The 17,237-nt window shown below is 56.3% G+C and carries 20 protein-coding genes; 11 read left to right on the forward strand and 9 right to left on the reverse strand.

The features are described 5' to 3' along the window. Window positions 1-458: 458 nt before the first annotated feature. Window positions 459-3,350, reverse strand: coding sequence for a Tn3 family transposase (locus ABDK74_RS14175; RefSeq protein ID WP_346004363.1), 2,892 nt, complete (start codon window positions 3,348-3,350; stop codon window positions 459-461). Between the two features lie 125 nt (window positions 3,351-3,475). Here ABDK74_RS14175 and ABDK74_RS14180 point away from each other — a divergent pair, with 125 nt between their 5' ends. Next, window positions 3,476-4,090, forward strand: a complete 615-nt coding sequence (locus ABDK74_RS14180) for a recombinase family protein (protein ID WP_010512305.1) — start codon at window positions 3,476-3,478, stop codon at window positions 4,088-4,090. Between the two features lie 152 nt (window positions 4,091-4,242). Here the strand turns inward: ABDK74_RS14180 and ABDK74_RS14185 are convergent, their stop codons facing one another. From ABDK74_RS14185 to ABDK74_RS14195, 3 genes are all read right to left on the reverse strand, one after another. After that, complete coding sequence (locus ABDK74_RS14185) at window positions 4,243-4,647, reverse strand: type II toxin-antitoxin system VapC family toxin (RefSeq protein ID WP_346004364.1); 405 nt, start codon at window positions 4,645-4,647, stop codon at window positions 4,243-4,245. After that, window positions 4,647-4,871 carry a type II toxin-antitoxin system VapB family antitoxin gene (vapB, locus tag ABDK74_RS14190; RefSeq protein ID WP_062105732.1) on the reverse strand — a complete coding sequence of 75 codons (225 nt, stop codon included), beginning with the start codon at window positions 4,869-4,871 and terminating at the stop codon, window positions 4,647-4,649. The genes ABDK74_RS14185 and vapB overlap by 1 nt, the downstream gene beginning before the upstream one ends. Before the next feature lie 195 nt (window positions 4,872-5,066). After that, window positions 5,067-5,528 (reverse strand): hypothetical protein, encoded by a 462-nt coding sequence (locus ABDK74_RS14195; protein ID WP_062105728.1) that lies wholly within the window; start codon window positions 5,526-5,528, stop codon window positions 5,067-5,069. 137 nt (window positions 5,529-5,665) lie between these two features. Between ABDK74_RS14195 and ABDK74_RS14200 the strand changes: the two genes are divergently transcribed. The 5 genes from ABDK74_RS14200 to ABDK74_RS14220 all read left to right on the forward strand — a co-directional run bounded on the left by ABDK74_RS14200 (window position 5,666) and on the right by ABDK74_RS14220 (window position 10,365). Continuing rightward, window positions 5,666-6,190, forward strand: coding sequence for an SMC-Scp complex subunit ScpB (locus ABDK74_RS14200; protein ID WP_346004365.1), 525 nt, complete (start codon window positions 5,666-5,668; stop codon window positions 6,188-6,190). A gap of 150 nt (window positions 6,191-6,340) precedes the next feature. After that, window positions 6,341-7,339, forward strand: a complete 999-nt coding sequence (locus ABDK74_RS14205) for a site-specific integrase (RefSeq protein ID WP_346004366.1) — start codon at window positions 6,341-6,343, stop codon at window positions 7,337-7,339. 3 nt (window positions 7,340-7,342) lie between these two features. Further along, window positions 7,343-8,128 (forward strand): hypothetical protein, encoded by a 786-nt coding sequence (locus ABDK74_RS14210; protein ID WP_346004367.1) that lies wholly within the window; start codon window positions 7,343-7,345, stop codon window positions 8,126-8,128. Continuing rightward, a complete protein-coding gene (locus ABDK74_RS14215; protein ID WP_346004368.1) occupies window positions 8,121-8,879 on the forward strand; it encodes a chromosome segregation protein ScpA in 759 nt (252 codons plus the stop codon). Before ABDK74_RS14210 ends, ABDK74_RS14215 begins: the two co-directional genes overlap by 8 nt. 562 nt (window positions 8,880-9,441) lie before the next feature. Further along, window positions 9,442-10,365, forward strand: coding sequence for a replication protein RepA (locus tag ABDK74_RS14220; RefSeq protein WP_346004369.1), 924 nt, complete (start codon window positions 9,442-9,444; stop codon window positions 10,363-10,365). A gap of 81 nt (window positions 10,366-10,446) precedes the next feature. Here ABDK74_RS14220 and ABDK74_RS14225 read toward each other — a convergent pair whose 3' ends face one another. Beyond that, on the reverse strand, window positions 10,447-10,782 hold the full coding sequence (locus tag ABDK74_RS14225) for a monooxygenase (protein ID WP_346004370.1): 336 nt from the start codon (window positions 10,780-10,782) through the stop codon (window positions 10,447-10,449). Next, window positions 10,718-11,868 (reverse strand): IS3 family transposase gene (locus tag ABDK74_RS14230; RefSeq protein ID WP_346004371.1). Its coding sequence is split into 2 segments (ribosomal slippage): window positions 10,718-11,610 and window positions 11,610-11,868, totalling 1,152 coding nucleotides; the frame shifts between segments, so codons are not numbered across the junction. Before ABDK74_RS14230 ends, ABDK74_RS14225 begins: the two co-directional genes overlap by 65 nt. Window positions 11,869-11,904: 36 nt before the next feature. Between ABDK74_RS14230 and ABDK74_RS14235 the strand changes: the two genes are divergently transcribed. Continuing rightward, entirely contained in the window at window positions 11,905-12,234 is a 330-nt protein-coding gene (locus ABDK74_RS14235) for a hypothetical protein (protein WP_346004372.1), read from the forward strand. 159 nt (window positions 12,235-12,393) lie between these two features. Then, window positions 12,394-12,951, forward strand: a complete 558-nt coding sequence (locus ABDK74_RS14240) for a phosphate-starvation-inducible PsiE family protein (protein ID WP_346004373.1) — start codon at window positions 12,394-12,396, stop codon at window positions 12,949-12,951. Between the two features lie 53 nt (window positions 12,952-13,004). Here ABDK74_RS14240 and ABDK74_RS14245 read toward each other — a convergent pair whose 3' ends face one another. From ABDK74_RS14245 to ABDK74_RS14255, 3 genes are all read right to left on the reverse strand, one after another. Then, window positions 13,005-13,361, reverse strand: coding sequence for a hypothetical protein (locus ABDK74_RS14245; RefSeq protein ID WP_253541626.1), 357 nt, complete (start codon window positions 13,359-13,361; stop codon window positions 13,005-13,007). A gap of 59 nt (window positions 13,362-13,420) precedes the next feature. Continuing rightward, window positions 13,421-13,903: an Hsp20 family protein gene (locus tag ABDK74_RS14250; protein ID WP_346004374.1), complete on the reverse strand. Its 483-nt coding sequence runs from the start codon at window positions 13,901-13,903 to the stop codon at window positions 13,421-13,423. Between the two features lie 274 nt (window positions 13,904-14,177). After that, window positions 14,178-14,771 carry a recombinase family protein gene (locus ABDK74_RS14255; RefSeq protein WP_346004375.1) on the reverse strand — a complete coding sequence of 198 codons (594 nt, stop codon included), beginning with the start codon at window positions 14,769-14,771 and terminating at the stop codon, window positions 14,178-14,180. 209 nt (window positions 14,772-14,980) lie between these two features. On the opposite strand from ABDK74_RS14255, the gene ABDK74_RS14260 reads away from it, so the two are divergent. From ABDK74_RS14260 to nhaA, 3 genes are all read left to right on the forward strand, one after another. Further along, complete coding sequence (locus ABDK74_RS14260) at window positions 14,981-15,247, forward strand: hypothetical protein (protein WP_346004376.1); 267 nt, start codon at window positions 14,981-14,983, stop codon at window positions 15,245-15,247. Further along, window positions 15,247-15,636: a PIN domain-containing protein gene (locus ABDK74_RS14265; RefSeq protein ID WP_131973845.1), complete on the forward strand. Its 390-nt coding sequence runs from the start codon at window positions 15,247-15,249 to the stop codon at window positions 15,634-15,636. Before ABDK74_RS14260 ends, ABDK74_RS14265 begins: the two co-directional genes overlap by 1 nt. A gap of 219 nt (window positions 15,637-15,855) precedes the next feature. Continuing rightward, window positions 15,856-17,061 carry a Na+/H+ antiporter NhaA gene (gene nhaA / locus ABDK74_RS14270; protein WP_062499618.1) on the forward strand — a complete coding sequence of 402 codons (1,206 nt, stop codon included), beginning with the start codon at window positions 15,856-15,858 and terminating at the stop codon, window positions 17,059-17,061. The last annotated feature ends 176 nt before the right edge of the window (window positions 17,062-17,237 follow it).

Genomic DNA, 17,237 nt, shown 5'->3' on the forward strand with positions numbered 1-17,237 from the left:
TTGTAACAGCGGCTCACGTCAATGCGGATAATCGCAAGAGGTTGCGCGGTATGATACCCCCGCTTTGAACTTATTTCCCCTAAACATCTGGAATTAAAAAATTCTCTAGAAGATGGCCTCAGTTTACGCATAGCAAAACCCCGCTGAGTCAGCGACTTAGCGGGGTTTCAGAAACTGTAAGTGGTTGCGGGGGGGCGCGTGCTCTCCGTCGGGTTCTCGAGCGCGCCATTTTGGACACGACTTATCCTGAGGGCCACGCCGTCAGCCAGCGTCTGCTCCTTTGGCTGAGGGAGCAGGGTGCGTGAGTGCGGTCAGGCGGTTTCTCGATCTTGGGTCGGGCCATCTTCCGCGTGTGGATCGGGAGAGACTGGATGAAGCGGTCCGTTTTGGCGGACTGGGTGCGCCGGGTGCCTGTATGGCCGGCCCGTACGGGGTCGTTTGCGGGAGGGGGCGAAATCCTACGCTAAGGATTTAGGCCAGCGATATTCGCCGGTGAGGTTGATGTGTTCCCATCCCAGCGGTGAGACATGGGCGAGGAGATCAGGCGGGATGATGATGCCGTCCACGGCGCGTCTGTCCACGACCTCCCCGAGTTTCATGGTGTTCCAGAAGATGATGATGGCGGCGAGCAGGTTCATGCCGGCAATACGATAGTGCTGCCCTTCGCCTGAGCGGTCGCGTATCTCACCTCGACGATGGAAGCTGATGGCGCGCTTGAGGGCATGATGGGCCTCGCCCTTGTTGAGACCGATCTGAGCCTGGCGCTGGAGACCGGCGTCGAGAATCCAGTCGATCATGAACAGGGTGCGCTCGATGCGACCGATCTCCCGCAATGCGAGGGCCAGCTCATTCTGGCGCGGGTAGGAAGCGAGCTTGCGAAGAATCTGGCTGGGGGCGACGATGCCCGCTGCGATCGTTGCCGTGACGCGCAGGATGTCGGGCCAGTTGCGCTCGATGAGCGGTTCATTGATTTTGCCGCCAACCAGCGCTCGCACATTGGCGGGCGTCGCGTTGGGCGTGAAGGCATAGAGTCTTTTCTGAGAGAGATCTCGGATACGCGGTGCGAACCTGTAGCCGAGCAAGGAGCTGGCGGCGAACACATGATCGGTAAAGCCACCCGTGTCGGCAAAATGCTGGCGGACGCGGCGGCCTGCGTCATTCATGAGCAGCCCATCGAGTATATAAGGTGCCTCGCTGACCGTTGCCGGGATGACCTGGGTAGCGAAGGGTGCATATTGATCGGACACATGGCTGTATCCCTTGAGGCCTGGGACGTTGCCATATTTCGCGTTGATCAGATTCATCGCTTCGCCCTGCTCGGTAGCAAGGAAGAACTGCCCGTCGCTGGATGCGGATTTCCGTTGTCCCCAGAAGGCGGACATAGGCAGAGCGGCATGGGCTTCCACGATCATGGCGAGCGCCCGATCATAGGCGCTGCCTTCGACATGCCAGCGTGCGATCCGCAGCAATTCCCAGAAGCTGTGCGTATTGGTCGCCGCTGCCATCTTGCGTAGACCAAGATTGACGCCTTCCGCCAACAACACGTTCATCAGGCCGATCTGGTCGCGGCAAGGCACGCCAGTGCGCAGATGCGTGAAAGCCTCGGAGAATCCGGTTCGCTCATCGACTTCCAGCAACAAATCGGTGATCCTCGTGGACGGGAGCTGTTGATAGAGATCGAGTACGAGATCCTCAGTGCCTTCGGGTGTGTCAGCCTTCAGCTTGTCGATGTGCAGCTTGCCGTTCTCGATGATGCCGCCTGGGATCGTACCGGTTCGCGCCGCGCGGCCAAGCGCCTTCAGTTGTGTATCCAGTCGAGCCCTGCGCTCGGCAAGCCATTCGCCGGGTTGCAGCGGCACAGCGAACCGCGCGGTCTGCTCTATCGCCTGTGGCGGGACCAGGATCTGCTTGAGGTCGCCATAGCGGCGCGATTTTGCCAGCCATATGTCGCCGGACCGGAAAGCGTCGCGGATATGGAACAGCACCGCGATTTCCCAAAGTCGGTAGTCGCCGGCGGGCGCAGCGCGAAGATGGCGATGCCATTTGGAGTTGGGACGTAGAAAATCCATAGGAGGATCGGATTTGATCCCGCTCTGTAGCAGCGCGATAGCCGTCAGAAGAGGCTTGGCAATCGGCGCCGCCTGCATGTCGAGCAGGCGCAGCATCCTGGGCGCATAGAGGCGGAAGCGATGATAGCCGTCCAGCACACGGCTGAGCGGGTCGGCAGCGAGCACATTGGTCAACGCAGAGGCCGTGGCGACAAGGGTTCTGAACCGTTCCCAGCCTGGACCGGTGGTGATTATCCCGTCCAGGGATGCGCCATCGTCCTGCGCTCCAAGCAAAGCACCACCGATTTCAGCAAAAGACTTCAGCGTGTCCCGAACGGCCGCCTTTTCGTCGGCGATCTTGGTGCTGCAAAGGCGTTCGGAGACCCGATAGAGACGGCCTACGATGCGATCGTGGTTCTCCACGATGACATCAGCCAGAGATGACCGCCATTCCATGGTGCAGACAGCGAGGATTGCAAGCCGCCTGCCTTCGGGCAGATCGCGCATGCCGTCGGCGTAATAGCGCTCGCCCTGCCGGCGAAGGCGGGTCACACGATGCGCGGGAACGCCGTCCAGCAAATCTGCCGGAAGATCGAACTTGTGGAGATATTCCAGTCGATCCATCAGCCGATTGGCCGCCGCCGAATTTGCGCCAACTTCGAACTGTCGCAGCCATACGAAGCGGGTGATGCGACCATCCACCGTATTCTCTAACAGATGAGCCAAATTCTCGCTCAGGGCTGGTGTTATGCGATGGGCGATACGATCTTCGATCCTGCGTTCGGCCTTGACCAGTGCATCGGCACAAAGGCGCTCAATCGTTGAGAAACCGGGAAGGATTGTGCGGGTGCGGCGACACTCTGCAACGAAGCGACGGGCAAGATCCTCATTCGATGTCGCCGCCTCGGCTTCCCGAGCGATCCAATCGCGCAAATCCCGTGCGCCCCGCCCCGAAAAGGAGCGATAGCCGTAGATCCGGCGTAGGTCCGCCAGATGCTCATGCCGGGTCTCCTCGCGCGCGGCATAGAGGAGTAGATCGTCACGGCTCAGCCCGAGCTGGGCCGCGATGAAATCCGATACCTGTGCCGGGATCAGCTCGCCAGGGGTGAGTACCCGGCCCGGGTAGCGCAGGACGCACAGTTGCAGCGCGAAGCCGAAACGGTTGTGGGCGCGCCGGCGCTGGCGGATATGCCCGAGATCCTCATCGCTAAGGGTATAGTGCCGCAGCAGATCACCTTGATCGACCGGTAAGTGAAACAGCGCCTCGCGCTGTCGATCGGTCAGGGTCACGCGACGCGGCATACATGCTCCTTATTCTTTCCAAGGTAAGGTTTGAGATAGTTTGATTGCGATGCTGGTTAAGATACACAATAGTGCAAGCTTATGTGCTCATGTTCGTCACCGCTTCAAACCAACGTTTAAGAAACATGCTGATCGGATATGCCCGCGTCTCCAAAGCCGATGGTTCCCAATCCCTCGACCTCCAGCACGACGCCCTGCGTGCCGCCGGTATCGAGCCAGGTAATATTTATGATGATCGTGCATCCGGTAGCCGCGATGATCGGCCCGGCTTAGCTGCATGCCTCAAATCCTTGCGCGACGGCGATGTGCTGGTGGTCTGGAAACTCGATCGCCTCGGGCGCTCGCTCGCCCACCTGGTCAACACCGTGAAGGATCTGTCAGACCGCAGGATCGGCCTGCGTGTGCTGACCGGAAAAGGCGCTCAGATCGACACCACGACCGCATCCGGCCGCATGGTGTTCGGTATCTTTGCCACTCTGGCCGAGTTCGAGCGGGATCTGATCCGCGAGCGCACCATGGCTGGCCTTGCCGCAGCCAGAGCGCGCGGACGAAAGGGAGGGCGAAAATTCGCCCTGACCAAAGCACAGGTGCGTCTCGCCCAGGCCGCCATGGCGCAGCGCGACACGTCTGTTTCCGATCTGTGCAAGGAACTCGGGATCGAGCGCGTCACTCTATACAGATATGTCGGACCGAAGGGCGAGCTCAGGGATTATGGGAAGCGCGTTCTCAGCTTAGCGTAGGATTTCGCCCCCTCCCGCAAACGACCCCAAACCGCCTTATCATTCATAAGCTTCCTCAATCTCGCCGCCGCGAGGCTTTGGATTGAATCTTTTGTCAACGCGACCTAGTGGAAGCGCCAGGCCATCGAGGCCATGGCGGCGACTTTCTCCCGTCAATCCGGCGTCCAATCTTCAGAACGTAATCCATTTACCCGAGTAAATTCCCGTATATTTCCGGTTATAACGACCAGTCCTTTGCTCCGGGCATGCCCCGCAATCATTAAGTCGTATGGTCCGATAACACATCCATGGGCTTCCAGATCAGCCCTAATTTCTGCTGTATGTGCTGCCGCATCATCGTCAAATGGCAAAACAGACAAACGCGCAGCAAAATGCTCTACCTCACGTCGGATTTTTGCCGGATTTTGAGATTTTTCCGCCCCATAGAGGAGTTCGTAAAGCACAACATCTGAAATACTGAGGGCCTCGGCGTTATCGTTGAAACGCTCGCGTAAGCCCTTTGGACGGTCACGCAAGACGCGGATACAAAAATTTGTATCGAGCAGATAACGTAGCATCAAAAGCTTTCGCGTTCCTGCATTGCGGGTTGATTGCGTTCAGGTAACTCAGTGCCGGAGGACGAAAAAAAATCATCCCATGCGGCATGCGCGGGCGCAATAATGCGTCGTACGCCATCGGGAATGATCACGACGTCCTTCAGACTAAGGTCAAAGGCAACAGCCTTGGGAAGCCGTACAGCCTGAGAACGGTTGGAAAGAAAGAGAGTTGTGCGGGCAAGCATGGCATCCTCCATATGGGATATACTGAACGTATATCCATAAATTGATCTGATACCAACAAAATTCGTTCAGCTTTAAATTCGACTATTTTCCGTCCCTACCCCTGAAACCAACGTCCATAACGAACATCAAAATATACGACGGCTTTTTATCTTTTTCCGCCGAGATCAGACCTGCCCCTCTTCTCCCGAAGAAGATTAACCATAGTATGTTTCATACTCCTTAAGATTCATTCCAATCCGATAGGGCCCTTCGAACAGATCCCCGAGGGCCAGACGCCGTCGCAACGTCAGACGGCGTTGCGCCAGGTGATACATCCGGTCGTGCAGCAGATGGCAGCGCTGACAGAGCGCACGCAGATTGCGCCACCGGTTGCTGGTGGGGTCGTGATTCAGATGAGCCGCTGCCAGTACCACTTTCGTCTGTCGCATCTGCAGATGCTCAATCAGGTCGGGAGGGGACACCCGCCTGCCCCGGCCATTGAACCAGTGTCCTGTTTCCGGATGCTTCCATCGACCACCCGGCAGGACCTGAAGATGATATCCATGCGGCCGGCCGCAGCGCTGACAGACACCCCCTGCCCGCTCGAACCGCACCTGCCGGCTCAGTTCAGGCCAGTTGGGAGGGTAAAGCGCTTTTAGTTCCGGTCGGATCGGCATTCCCGTGTCCTATCACACAATTATAGTTCGATAGAGACCTCCTGCAGGTCCTGATCCCCGAGGTCGCGGATCAACTCCACTGACAGTGCGTTCCGAACTCTGGCCGACGACACCGAAGCGGCCTTATGCTCTTGACCATGACGTCTCCCTCCTCCGATCCCGTCCGTCTGACCGAAGCCCTTTTCTTCCAGAGCAGCGGTCCTGTGTCCCGGACGACACTGGTACGTGTCTTGGGAGAGGACGTGGAGATCGCCCAGATCCTGAGCGAGGTGGCGAGGCGTACCAAGGGGCTGGGGTTTGAACTCGTCGCGGTCGGAGACGGGTGGATGTTCCGCACCGCTCCCGATCTCGCAGAGGCCCTGAGAAGTGTACTGGAGAGGCCCCCCGAACGCCTGCCCCGCGCCGTGCTCGAGGTGTTGCTGCTGATTGCTGCGCGTCAGCCGGTCACCCGGCCCGAGATCGAAAGCTTCCGGGATGCCGCCCTGCCCCAGAAGACCCTGGCCCTACTGCAGGAGAAAGGCCTCATTCGTAGTGTCGGCCGCAAGCCGGTGCCCGGCCAGCCTCAGCTCTGGGCCACGACCGAAGCCTTCCTCGTGACCTATGGCCTGCGATCCTTGGCGGAACTAGATCCGCTGCTCGAAGGCCTGAGAGGCCCACTCTAAACCCTTTTGGGCTCGTTCTACGGGTTTCTAGGACTGTTTTCGGTCGTTCTAACACGTGGTAATGTTCTCTTACCGCGTGTTAGATCAGGGTTGCCTTAATTGCTGTCTCACGGCAGACTTGTTGAGTGTTTCAGAGGGAAGATCACCGGCATGACAGTCCCGACAGAGCCTGCAGAGCGTCTTTCCGCAGCGCCCTCCCCCGCCTTGCAGAGTGCTCTGGACGCGGCAAAGGACAGTGCCCGAGCGGCAGCCTATGCGCCCGAAACCCTGCGGGCCTATGCCCATGACTGGCAGGCCTTCTGTCATTGGTGCGACGAACACGACACGTCCCCGCTTCCGGCCGCTCCTCCTGTCGTCGCGGCCTGGCTGCACAGTCTGGCCCCGCACTTCAGCCGCTCGGCTCTCAACCGTCGCCTGGCGGCCGTCGGCTATCAGCATCGCATGCGGGGGTTGGAGTGGAGCTCCGGCCATGCGGCCATCCGCACCACTCTCCGCGCGGCAGGGCGTATGTATGGCGCGCCGCAGAAACAGGCCGCTGCCCTCACCTCCCAGGAACTCCGCAAGCTCGTCGCACCCGAGCATAGCAAAACCGCCGAAGCGCTGGCGGATCTGCGCGATCGGGCCCTTCTGCTGATCGGCTTTGCCGGGGCGCTGCGACGTTCGGAACTGGTTGCTCTGACGACGGAGACCGTCCGGATCGTGGCAACCGGCTTGAAGCTCCATATCGCCCGCAGCAAGACAGACCCCGAACACCGGGGCGAAGACATTTTTTTGCCGCGCGGCAAGCATCGCGAAACCTGCCCTGTCCTGGCTCTGGAGCGATGGCTGAAGAAGGCCGAGATTATTGACGGTCCCCTCTTCCGGTCGATCAACCGCTGGGAGCAGGTGGGACGCGATGCCCTGCATCCGGATGCCGTCCGGCAGATCCTGCTGCGCCGCGCCAGGGTGGCCGGACTTAAGGTGCCTTCCGGGGAACGCCTCAGCCCGCATGGGCTGCGTGCGGGCTTTGTCACCGAGGCCTTCCGGGCCAATGCCCGGGACGAGCAGATCATGGCACACACCCGCCACCGGGACCTGCGCAGCATGCGCCGCTATGTCCGCCGTGCCCGCCTAGACCTGGACTCGCCCGCCCATCTTCTGGATCTGTAACCGGTGCCCGAGACACTTGCTGAGATCATCGCCGACGTTGATGCGATGGTCGCACGCCTGGAGGCCTATCGAAAGGAGCTGGAAGCGCGACCGGTCGCCCACAGCTACATGGAAGCAGTCTCGACCGACGAGGAGGACCCGGAGAACGGCTTTCGCCTTCCCAACCGTCCGACGCTTCTCCGGCATGCCCCCAGGCCACCGGCGAGCGGCACGGCGTTTCCAATCTTGGGATCCGGGCTTGCAGAACCGGAGACCCTTTCCGCTCCGCCCCTTTTCAATCCCCAGCCGGACTGGTTGGCGCATGTCCTGACCGTCACTGGCCCAGAAGCTGTGCTCGGCCGGTTCCGGGCGGGAGCGGCTGGTACCGGCCGTCTGTCCTGGGGGCCAGATGTCAGCGATCCCAAAGAACTGGGCCGGAACTTTCTTACCCAGGATGCCCGAACGACCGCATTAATCGACCAGATTGTCCAGAGCCAGAGGGGTCTTCTCGCTCGGGAAGCCGGATCGAGCTCCGTCCCGTTTGACCTCAACGCCCTCTGCCCCATGCCTCTGGATCTTCTTGCCCTCGGCCCCGCTTCCCCCACGACACAGAGCTGGCTCTGGGAACACTGGGGAACCTCTCGGCCACTGCAGCAGGTCGAAGTCATGGACGGGCATCCGAAAAAGGGCACCAACCGCTGGAGTGTTTCTTTCTGGTCGGCGGACTGGACGCCCTGGGCCGCCCTTCAGGCCATTGCGACCCGATGGCCCGACCTCACCTTTTCCATCCGCCCGCTTTACGATGTCTAAGGGACTGCTTTTGGAAGTTGGAGCCTGGCAGGGCCCGCTGGAGGCGCTCCTGCAGGCCGTCCGTCGTCGTGCGATAGATCTTCGGACGCTTCCGCTGAGGGAGCTGATCGACCAGTTTTTGACCTGCGTGGAAGAGCGGCTTAAAAACCGTCCGCTCGAACAAACTGCGAACGATATTGTTCTGGCAGCGACCCTTCTTCAAATGCGCTCAGCTCTTCTGCTTCGGGAAGATACGAAAGAGCACCTTGCCGCCCATTCAGCTGCCAAGCAGATCCAACGCGCCCTACTTCGAAAGGACACGCTTTTGCGTGCCGTGGAGTGCTTTGAAACTCGGCCTGTGCTGGGCGAAAGTGTTTTTGAGCGCGGAAAACAATCCCCCTCGCCTTCTGCTGCTGAAACAGCGTCTTCAATCCTCACCCGGGATCTACTGGACGCGCTTTTGTCAGCATCTCGTCGGAGGGCAAGGCTGCGGCCTCCAGAGAGTATCTTCCAGCCTTCTTTTGTACCACGTGTTTCTGTTCAGGACGCTTTGGCATGGTGGCAGCGGAAAATTCGGGACCATCCGGAGAGCACGTGGGACCTCGTCGAGGGCGTGATGAGTCTTTCTCCCCGAGAAAGTCTTCAAAGCCTCACCCAGCGCAAGGCCGAGTGGGCTGCTCATCTTTCGGCAGTTTTGGAACTTGAAAAACGAGGAGAATTATATCTTAGGCAGTTGCACCTGCCACGAACATTTGCAGTTGATCGTCCCTGACCAGCTATCCCGGCAAGCTTACTGTCGCACTGAGCGGATTCAGAAATATCTTCGATATCTCACTGAATTTATGGCTAATTTTATCCTATATTTAGAAATTAGGCCATTAGAATCAATATGTTTGGTTCTCTATTCAAACGGTACGATGAGAAATTTTTGCACCGCCGAACGGCCAGCTTATTGTGCCACTCAGTTGTTTGGACTCTTCTCGCTCTATCCCCCTCGCTGTCCGCATCATCTTCTTTCACACCTTTTGGACTCTACTCGCCCCCTCTTGGACTTTCCTCGCTCATTGCCGACAGCCGCAATCCACAGCGATTTGAATTTAAAACAGTTATCCCTTGGGATCTCCTCGCCCATTTCTTGGGCTTTGCTCGCTATAATGGCGGTTATCCCTTGGACTCTCGTCGCACATATCTAATAGATATATCTAATAATCTTCCTAGAGCACGCGAGCAGAGTCCAAACCACGGCGAGTGGAGTCCAACGGAGTTCTGTGGAGAACTCGCCGCGAGCAAAGTCCAAATTGACACCCGATCGCCGGCCATGGAAAGTCACGTTCATGGGTGAAATACACAACCTTCTTGAACGCCATGGACTCCATGAAGCTCGGCGACAGGCGTCTCTCGATGGGCAGCTAAGCCGTGTATGTGTCGATGCTGCTCATGAAGTATTAAGTGATGAAGCTTTACAAATTGGCATCACTCATTCGGGCTTTGCGATGGCTGCTCTGCCTCATAAAAAGACTGAAGAGACCATATGGGAACGTGAAGGCGGAGGAATCAAGCTCCTTATTGAAAGCGGCTTAAACGACGACAAAACTCCCGTTGGTATTCCATACGGCTCAATGGCTCGTATGATTCTCCTCTATTTACAAACTCAAGCAGTAAAAACACAATCCCGTGAAGTCGAACTTGGCTCTTCAATGAACGCTTGGCTTAAAGTAATGGGAATTACTGTTGGTGGGAAAACTTATAATTCCGTAAGAGACCAAGCAAAAAGAATAAGTCAGTGCAGGCTAACATTTTTTCGCGTTCACAATGGAGCGAAGATGGTTAGTAATGGAGCATTTGTACGGGATGCAATCTTTCCAATTCAGGAAGATGAAAATCAACCTTCGTTTTGGAGAGAAGTTGTTCGCTTAGACGAAAGTTTTTACGAAAGCTTGATTGACCATCCTCTACCACTTCGGGAAGTAGCGATTCGTCAAATATCCGGAAAATCAAAAGCGATAGATACATATATTTGGTTAGCTTACAGGCTACATATACTCAAAGAACCAGTATCTATCTCGTGGCATGCTTTCAAAGGGCAGTTTGGACCAGAATATGCGCGTATGCGTGACTTCAAACGTGATATTACAGGCCCACTAAAACTAGCCCTCTCTGTTTATCCAGAAGCACACGTAGATGTTGATATGGAAAAAGGGTTGATACTATATCCCTCCCCTCCTCCAGTACCAGAGAGACGTATACTAGGTCGTTAAATATATAACTATTAAATCGGACAATAAAGATAAGGCCAAATATTGCTTGTTGGGCGAAACAATAAGCAATTTGGATAATGCCTATATCGCTTTAGAATCATCTGAAAAATTATCGCTTGCCCAGGCAATAAAGCTATCAGGACGAATGAGCGGGGCATAAAGGCCCCAATAGCCCTTCGCATTACAAGCAATGTAAGAAAGCTGATCCTGATAACAATCAGAAAGTTTTCGCAAAGAATCGCTCTTACTGAGATCAAGTAGAAGAGTTTTTCCGTTTAAAAGATGTTCCTTCAGGTGCGTCCGGTCACTCAGTTCGAAATCACCAGTGACGTGCCCCCTTTTTTGTATCCACTCAAAAGGAGAGTTCCGGTTTTTTATGGCTTTGGGTTGATGGGATGACAAGGGTCTCGGGGGCATGCCCCCGAGACCCTTGTCTGGCGACCTGATCCGGTGTCCTGCCACCCAGCTGGGAATGGGGGCGCACCGTATTGTAGTCTTCCCGCCAGTCAGCCAGAACCTGTCGCGCATGGCTGAGGGAGGTGAACAGCGTTTCGTTGAGGCATTCATCCCTCAATCGGCCATTGAAACTTTCGACAAACCCGTTCTGCTGCGGTTTCCCCGGGGCGATATAATGCCATTCGATCTTCATCTCATCGGCCCATTTCAGGATGGCATGGGATGTGAATTCCGTCCCGTTGTCGCTGACAATCATGAGAGGTTTGCCATATCGCTCCACCAGCACCGTCAGTTCCCGCGCCACACGTCTGCCTGACAGCGATGTGTCGGCAACCAGTGCCAGGTTCTTACGACTGAAATCGTCGATAACAGCCAGAATGCGGAACCGGCGGCCACAGATCAGGGCATCCGAGACAAAATCCAGGCTCCAGCGCTGTCCGGGTTCCTGGGGGATGGTCATGGGAGAGCGCGTTCCCAGTGCCCTCTTTCGACCGCCCCGATGACGGACTTTCAGACCTTCCTCCTGGTAAAGGCGGAACAGCTTCTTGTGATTGGGACTGAAGCCTTCCCGCGCCAGAAGATACCCCAGGCGGCGATAGCCAAAGCGGCGTCGTTGGTCCGCCAGTTCCCGTAGGCGCTGGCGCAGGGCAGCATCGTCCGCTCCGGTAGAAACATACCGCGCGACACGCCTGGCAACACCAATAAGCGCACAGGCTCGGCGTTCACTCAGGGTCAGAGCTTCCTGAATGTGTCGGACCGCCTGCCGTTTCGCGACAGGCGTTACCACTTTTTTCCAACAATTTCCTTCAGGGCCGCATTATCCAGCATGGCATCCGCAAGAAGACGTTTCAGGCGGCTGTTTTCATCTTCCAGCGCCTTCAGCCGTTTGGCCTCGGATACCTCAAGGCCACCATAACGGGTCTTCCATTTGTAGAAGGTCGCGTCACTGATCCCGTGCTTACGGCAAAGATCAGAGACCTTCAGCCCGGATTCCTGTTCCTTCAGGATCCCTATGATCTGCTCTTCCGTAAAACGACTGCGCTTCATCCGTCCGTATCCTTCTCGATCGGACTCTACTTTTAAATGGTTACATTTCCGGGGGGCACGTCACGCGCCGTTCCGGCTATTGAGCACGGGCTGCCGAAGCAGGTCATGTCCGAGCAGCGTGTCGAAGCTGTCAGTATCGGTGGGCCCAGCGCATCCTGTACGCAGACAATTATGATGACCTCGAACGGTCAGTCGGCGCCGATCGTTCATGTGTCGAGCACCGGAGGCAAGGCCTGCTCAACGCTTGTATCATCACTGACCGTTGGAAAGCCCGAGAGTCAAAAGCCTGAGGCCATGACCTTGACCCCCGCCGTGGATACGCGGAAGACAGGTTCCGTGAACGAGCATGCCGGGAGTGTCCTGTAAAAAGCAGTCCCTTCCCGCAGGAACGAAGCGATGCGGTTCAAACGGACGGTGAACGCTTTTGATCTGTGTCGTGTCCTGCATGGCGATACGCTCCGTTGTGGGAAAGCCCAACAGAAGGCGTGAAACAGTATAATTCGGTTATTGGATGGGAAAACGGTTATGGATGATATTTCTCTGAAACGTTCCTGGCACAGCAGGGACTGGTCCCGCCTCATCAGACTGTTCAGCGGCCTGACATTCTATGAGCGCTTTGAACAGGCGATCATCTTGACCCTGATCGCGCTCATTATGCTGGTCAGCGCCGTTGCGACGATGCATCTGATCGGGGCGGTCTGGCATCTGGTTGTCGACGTCGGGGTCGATCCTATCAACCAGACAGTTTTTCAGACGATTTTCGGTGCGATCTTTACTGTCATCATCGCCCTTGAATTCAAGCATTCCTTGTTGGTCGTTCTTGCCCAACATGAGAACGTCATCCGGGTGCGGACCATAGTTCTGATCGCCCTGTTAGGGATTGCCCGCAAATTCATCCTGCTGGATCTGCATGAGGTAACCGCCGCAGAATTGTTCGCTCTTTCAGCCGCTGTTCTGGCTCTGGGTATCGTCTACTGGTTGGTTCGCGATCAGGATGCACGCGTCGCGCGAGATGCCCGGGAACAGGCACGTCTCGAAGACACTGCCCTGTCCTGCCGCAAGGCTAAATATCCCTCGGCCTGAACTGTCAAGGAGAAGGCGGCACGAGAAAGTGCCACCTTCTCCTAAGGTTCATATTACATGACGTGCGACGAAGGCGTATTCTTTGTTGTCTCCTGGCCTGATCGGCTCAGATGATCTGTGTCGATCGCCCGGAAGGGCGGGATGGGCTGTCCGGGATAATAAACCGGCCCATTATAGTTCTGATCCAACTGGCTTTCATTCAGCCGGTCAATCAGCATATCGCCTGTGCCGTCCACATAACGAGTGCGCGGCTCGCTTTTTTGCGTTGCAGAAGTCGACGGTGCCGTTCTTGCATCGAATGATGTCTGGGTCTTCCGGGTAACACCATCAGCATATGCACCCGATTGGCACAGCAGAGGCGCAATCAGGGCCAGGCACGACAAAACTCCTCTCATTCTTTTCATGCTCATGATCTTTCGAGACTTCCCCTGGTCGTTCAGCCGACCGGGGAAGAGTTTTTGTCACGCCATCAGGCAGCCTCTTTCTGCGCCTCAATCTGAGGCACAACTTGCCCTGCAGGCGTGGTGGACGACGTGATTGCGATACGGCGCGGTTTCAGCGCTTCCGGTATCTCACGCCTCAGGGTGATGGACAGGCGCCCGTTCTCGAAGCGGGCGTCGGTGACTTTCATATGCTCGGCCAGAGCGAAGCGACATTCGAACTCTCTGCCTGCAATGCCGCGATGGAGATACTCGATCGCGTCTTGAGGCTGGGGCGCCTTTCGCCCTGTCACGACCAGAGTATTACGCTCCTGCGTGATCGTAAGGTCATTCTCGGCAAGACCGGCAACTGCCATGTCGATCCGGTAATCATCCTCACCGGTCTTGAGGATGTCGTAAGGCGGCCAATTATCGACCGTCGGAATCCGGTTGGCGAGATCAAGAGCGTTCAGCATTCTGTCAAAGCCGATGCTTGAACGGAACAGGGGTGCAAAGTCAACAGTGGCTCTCATAGCCATATTCTCCTTTGAGCAACATGGACACAAGATTAATGCAGCTTCTGACTGCACGCCGACCCCTTTCGGCAGCCAGCAATCTGTATCTGGATTTCCCTTCAGAGTCTTCAAGAGGCGAAAATGAAAATAACACTGTACCCCCGACTCTCTCCATATCGTGGATCTGAAATACTGCGGCTTAGAGAAGAAACGTTGGAAGAACGACGTCTGCTCTCCGAAAACTGATGTAGGCCTTAAAATGTCGATAGAGAGGGCGGAAGCGGAACTACCGCTATAGAGAGCCGGAAGGAAAGCTCTCAGTCCGAACCCGCATAATGGTCTGCCGACTTGTGGAGAATTTTCTGGCAAGTGCAGAAACGCTCATACCCTCCGCCAGGTCCTTGAGGACGCCTTGCTTCTCACCTTCTGACAGTGTGGAAGGCCGCCCCAAGGTCTTCCCTTCTGACTTTGCCCGCCTCAAACCAGACTGCGTGCGCTCAATCAGCAGATCCCGCTCGAACTGTGCGACAGCATTCAGAACCTGCATCGTCATTGTGCCGGAGGAACTGGTCAAATCAGCACCGCCAAGTGCGAGGCAGTAAACCTTCACTCCCATGGCTCCCAGCATTTTAACCGTGGTGCTGACATCCATCGCATCGCGACCAAGACGATCAAGCTTGGTCACGATCAGAACATCTCCAGCTTCCAGTCTATCCATAAGGCGAGCAAAGCCACGTCGTTGCGCAATAGAGGTACTCCCGGAAATCGTTTCGGTAACAACCCGACGAGGCTCAACCTGAAAACCGGCGGCTTCAATTTCCTGAATCTGGTTCTCGGTCGTCTGTCCGACGGTTGAAACGCGGACGTAGGCAAAAGTGCGTGGCATGGGGCTCATTTCGTTCGAATAGGATGTCCGAAATATGAACTATGTCCGAAATACTGTAAAGGTAATTTGCGGACAGATCGCTTCGCCCCTGTCCGTAAACGATCGTTTTCGGACACCCGAATGTTATGGCACCAACAATAAAAATGACCTAAACTCGGAAAATGACCCAAACTAAGGCTGCAACCTTTTTCGAACAGGAGATCAGTTACATGATTCGTGTCAACGTTATGCCGAATGGTCGACTTGTTCTGCCGGTTGGCTTGCGTAAGTCGCTCGGCGTCGAAAAAGGCGGCCAGCTCATGGCGGAGATCGTAGATGGGCAGGTTCGCTTAATGACGCCTGATGCCTCGCTTGATCGGGCAAGAGCACTGTTCCGAAAATATGTCCCGGCCGGCACCTCGATTGCTGACGAAGTCATTGCTGAGCGACGCGCTGAAAATGCGCTCGACAGCCATGACGATGGGGGGAAGCGCTGATGCCGATTTGCGTTATCGACACATCCGCTGTCTTTGCGGACCTGAACGAGGAAACAGGAGCTGAAGAAGCTAGGTACTGGCTGCGCGATGCAGCCATCTCCGCGATCAACCTGCAAGAGATCGTTTCTAAAGCTGTTGATAAAGGCGTCCCGGCCGAAGGAGTATCCGAACTGATCGCGGCTCTACGCCTAGACGTGCGGCCTCTTGATCACAATTTGGCTCTAACGGCCGGATTGATGCGCGATGCGACCAAGCGGGTTGGTCTCAGTCACGGAGACCGCGCCTGTCTGGCGCTAGCCAAAAAAATGGGTCTCCCCGCGGTCACTGCCGATCGGGCATGGGCTGAAATTGCGGACGCAATCGGAGTTGAGGTGGTTCTCATTCGCTAGTCGTACGCAGTGTAAACCCTATGCAGGTTTTCTGTTCCACGGATACTTGCCCCCCAGGAGGAGCCGCTTGAAATAAGCGGACGTTCCGGTTTCGCCTACAAGCCGGACATAAACCGCGTTAAACGGTCGTCCGAAAATCGGGCGTTAATAGAAACATTATGACAAGGTAGCGCATCTCTACAGGCTTGTGTGGAAGCCTGTCTCATTCAACAAAGAGAAATGAGCAAATTTTCTGTTGCGCCCACAGTGCATATCCGACGTTTTCTGGCCGCTCCCGCAGGTGGGGCGTCTGTCCTCATGCTTGCATCCCTGTTGGGTCTTGTCCTGGCGAATTCGTCATGGGCGTCGGGTTACGGCACCCTGATAACAGCGCCCATGAAATTGCCCATCTTGGGAAAGCGGGGGCCAGAAAACATTGACGCCTGGGTCTCTGACGGGCTCATGACCCTGTTTTTTCTGGTGGTCATTCTCGAAATCAAAAAGGAAATTGTATCTGGGCACCTCTCATCACTACGCCGCATCGCCCTTCCGCTTATCGGAGCATTGGGTGGAATGATCGTGCCTGCCCTGACGTATCTGCTGGTGACATGCGGGCATCCAGAAGCGACACGCGGCTGGGCCGTTCCTGTTGCAACGGATGCTGCGTTCACGTTGCCAATCATCCTTGCTCTTGGAAGGCATGTCTCGCCGGGAGCCAGGGCCTGGCTGATGGCGCTTGCCATTTTCGATGATATGCTGGGGATTGTGGTGATCGCCCTGTTTTATGGGAGCGCTCTGTATTGGCCGGCGCTGATCGCGGTCGTGATCGTGACTGCAGCGTTGGTCGGCGCGAACAGGGTTGGGATCAGAACCCTCTGGAGCTACGGCACCGGTTGCGTTCTGTTGTGGGTGGCGCTTCTGGATTCCGGTCTGCACCCGACGCTTGCTGGGGTCATCACCGGCCTATGCCTTCCGGCAGTCACCTCAGGAATGGATGCCAGACAGGCTACGCCACTCGATCGGACATCTTCTGCATTGACCCCGTTCGTTACCTGGGTCGTTCTACCGCTGTTCGGTTTCATGAACGTGGGTGTTTCACTAGCTGGCGTTCATCCGGACATGATGCTGGAGGCTGCTCCGCTCGGGATTATGTTAGGACTGATCGTTGGCAAACCGGTCGGCGTCTTTGGTGTAACAATACTCTCGACCCATCTGAAGATCGCCACGCTTCCGGCTGAAACGCCAACGGGGATGTTGTTTGGTCTTTCGCTGCTGTGTGGCATTGGATTCACGATCAGTCTATTTATCGCAAATCTGGCATTTTCCGGATCAGATCTTGTGACCCCAGCCAAGATGGGCATCTTTGCCGGCTCTGTTTTGTCTGCCCTGATGGGGTGGCTCTGGTTACGCTTCTTACCCCAACACGACCGGCTACCTTCTCAATAGAGGATGTCCGGTACGAGAGAGATACCACTCGGAGCCAACATTCTGCTGTCCCCCCTAAACCGCTTGTCCGCTCAACAGGAGCCGTGCGGACAAGCGGCGGTCGCCCTCATCTCGGTCGTAAGGTGGGTCGCTTAGGGTTTTGATAAGCCGACGTCGTATGCCAGAAATGCGCGCCA

This window comes from Gluconobacter sp. OJB (assembly GCF_039638275.1).
In the GTDB taxonomy this organism is placed as follows: Bacteria; Pseudomonadota; Alphaproteobacteria; order Acetobacterales; family Acetobacteraceae; genus Gluconobacter; species Gluconobacter cerevisiae.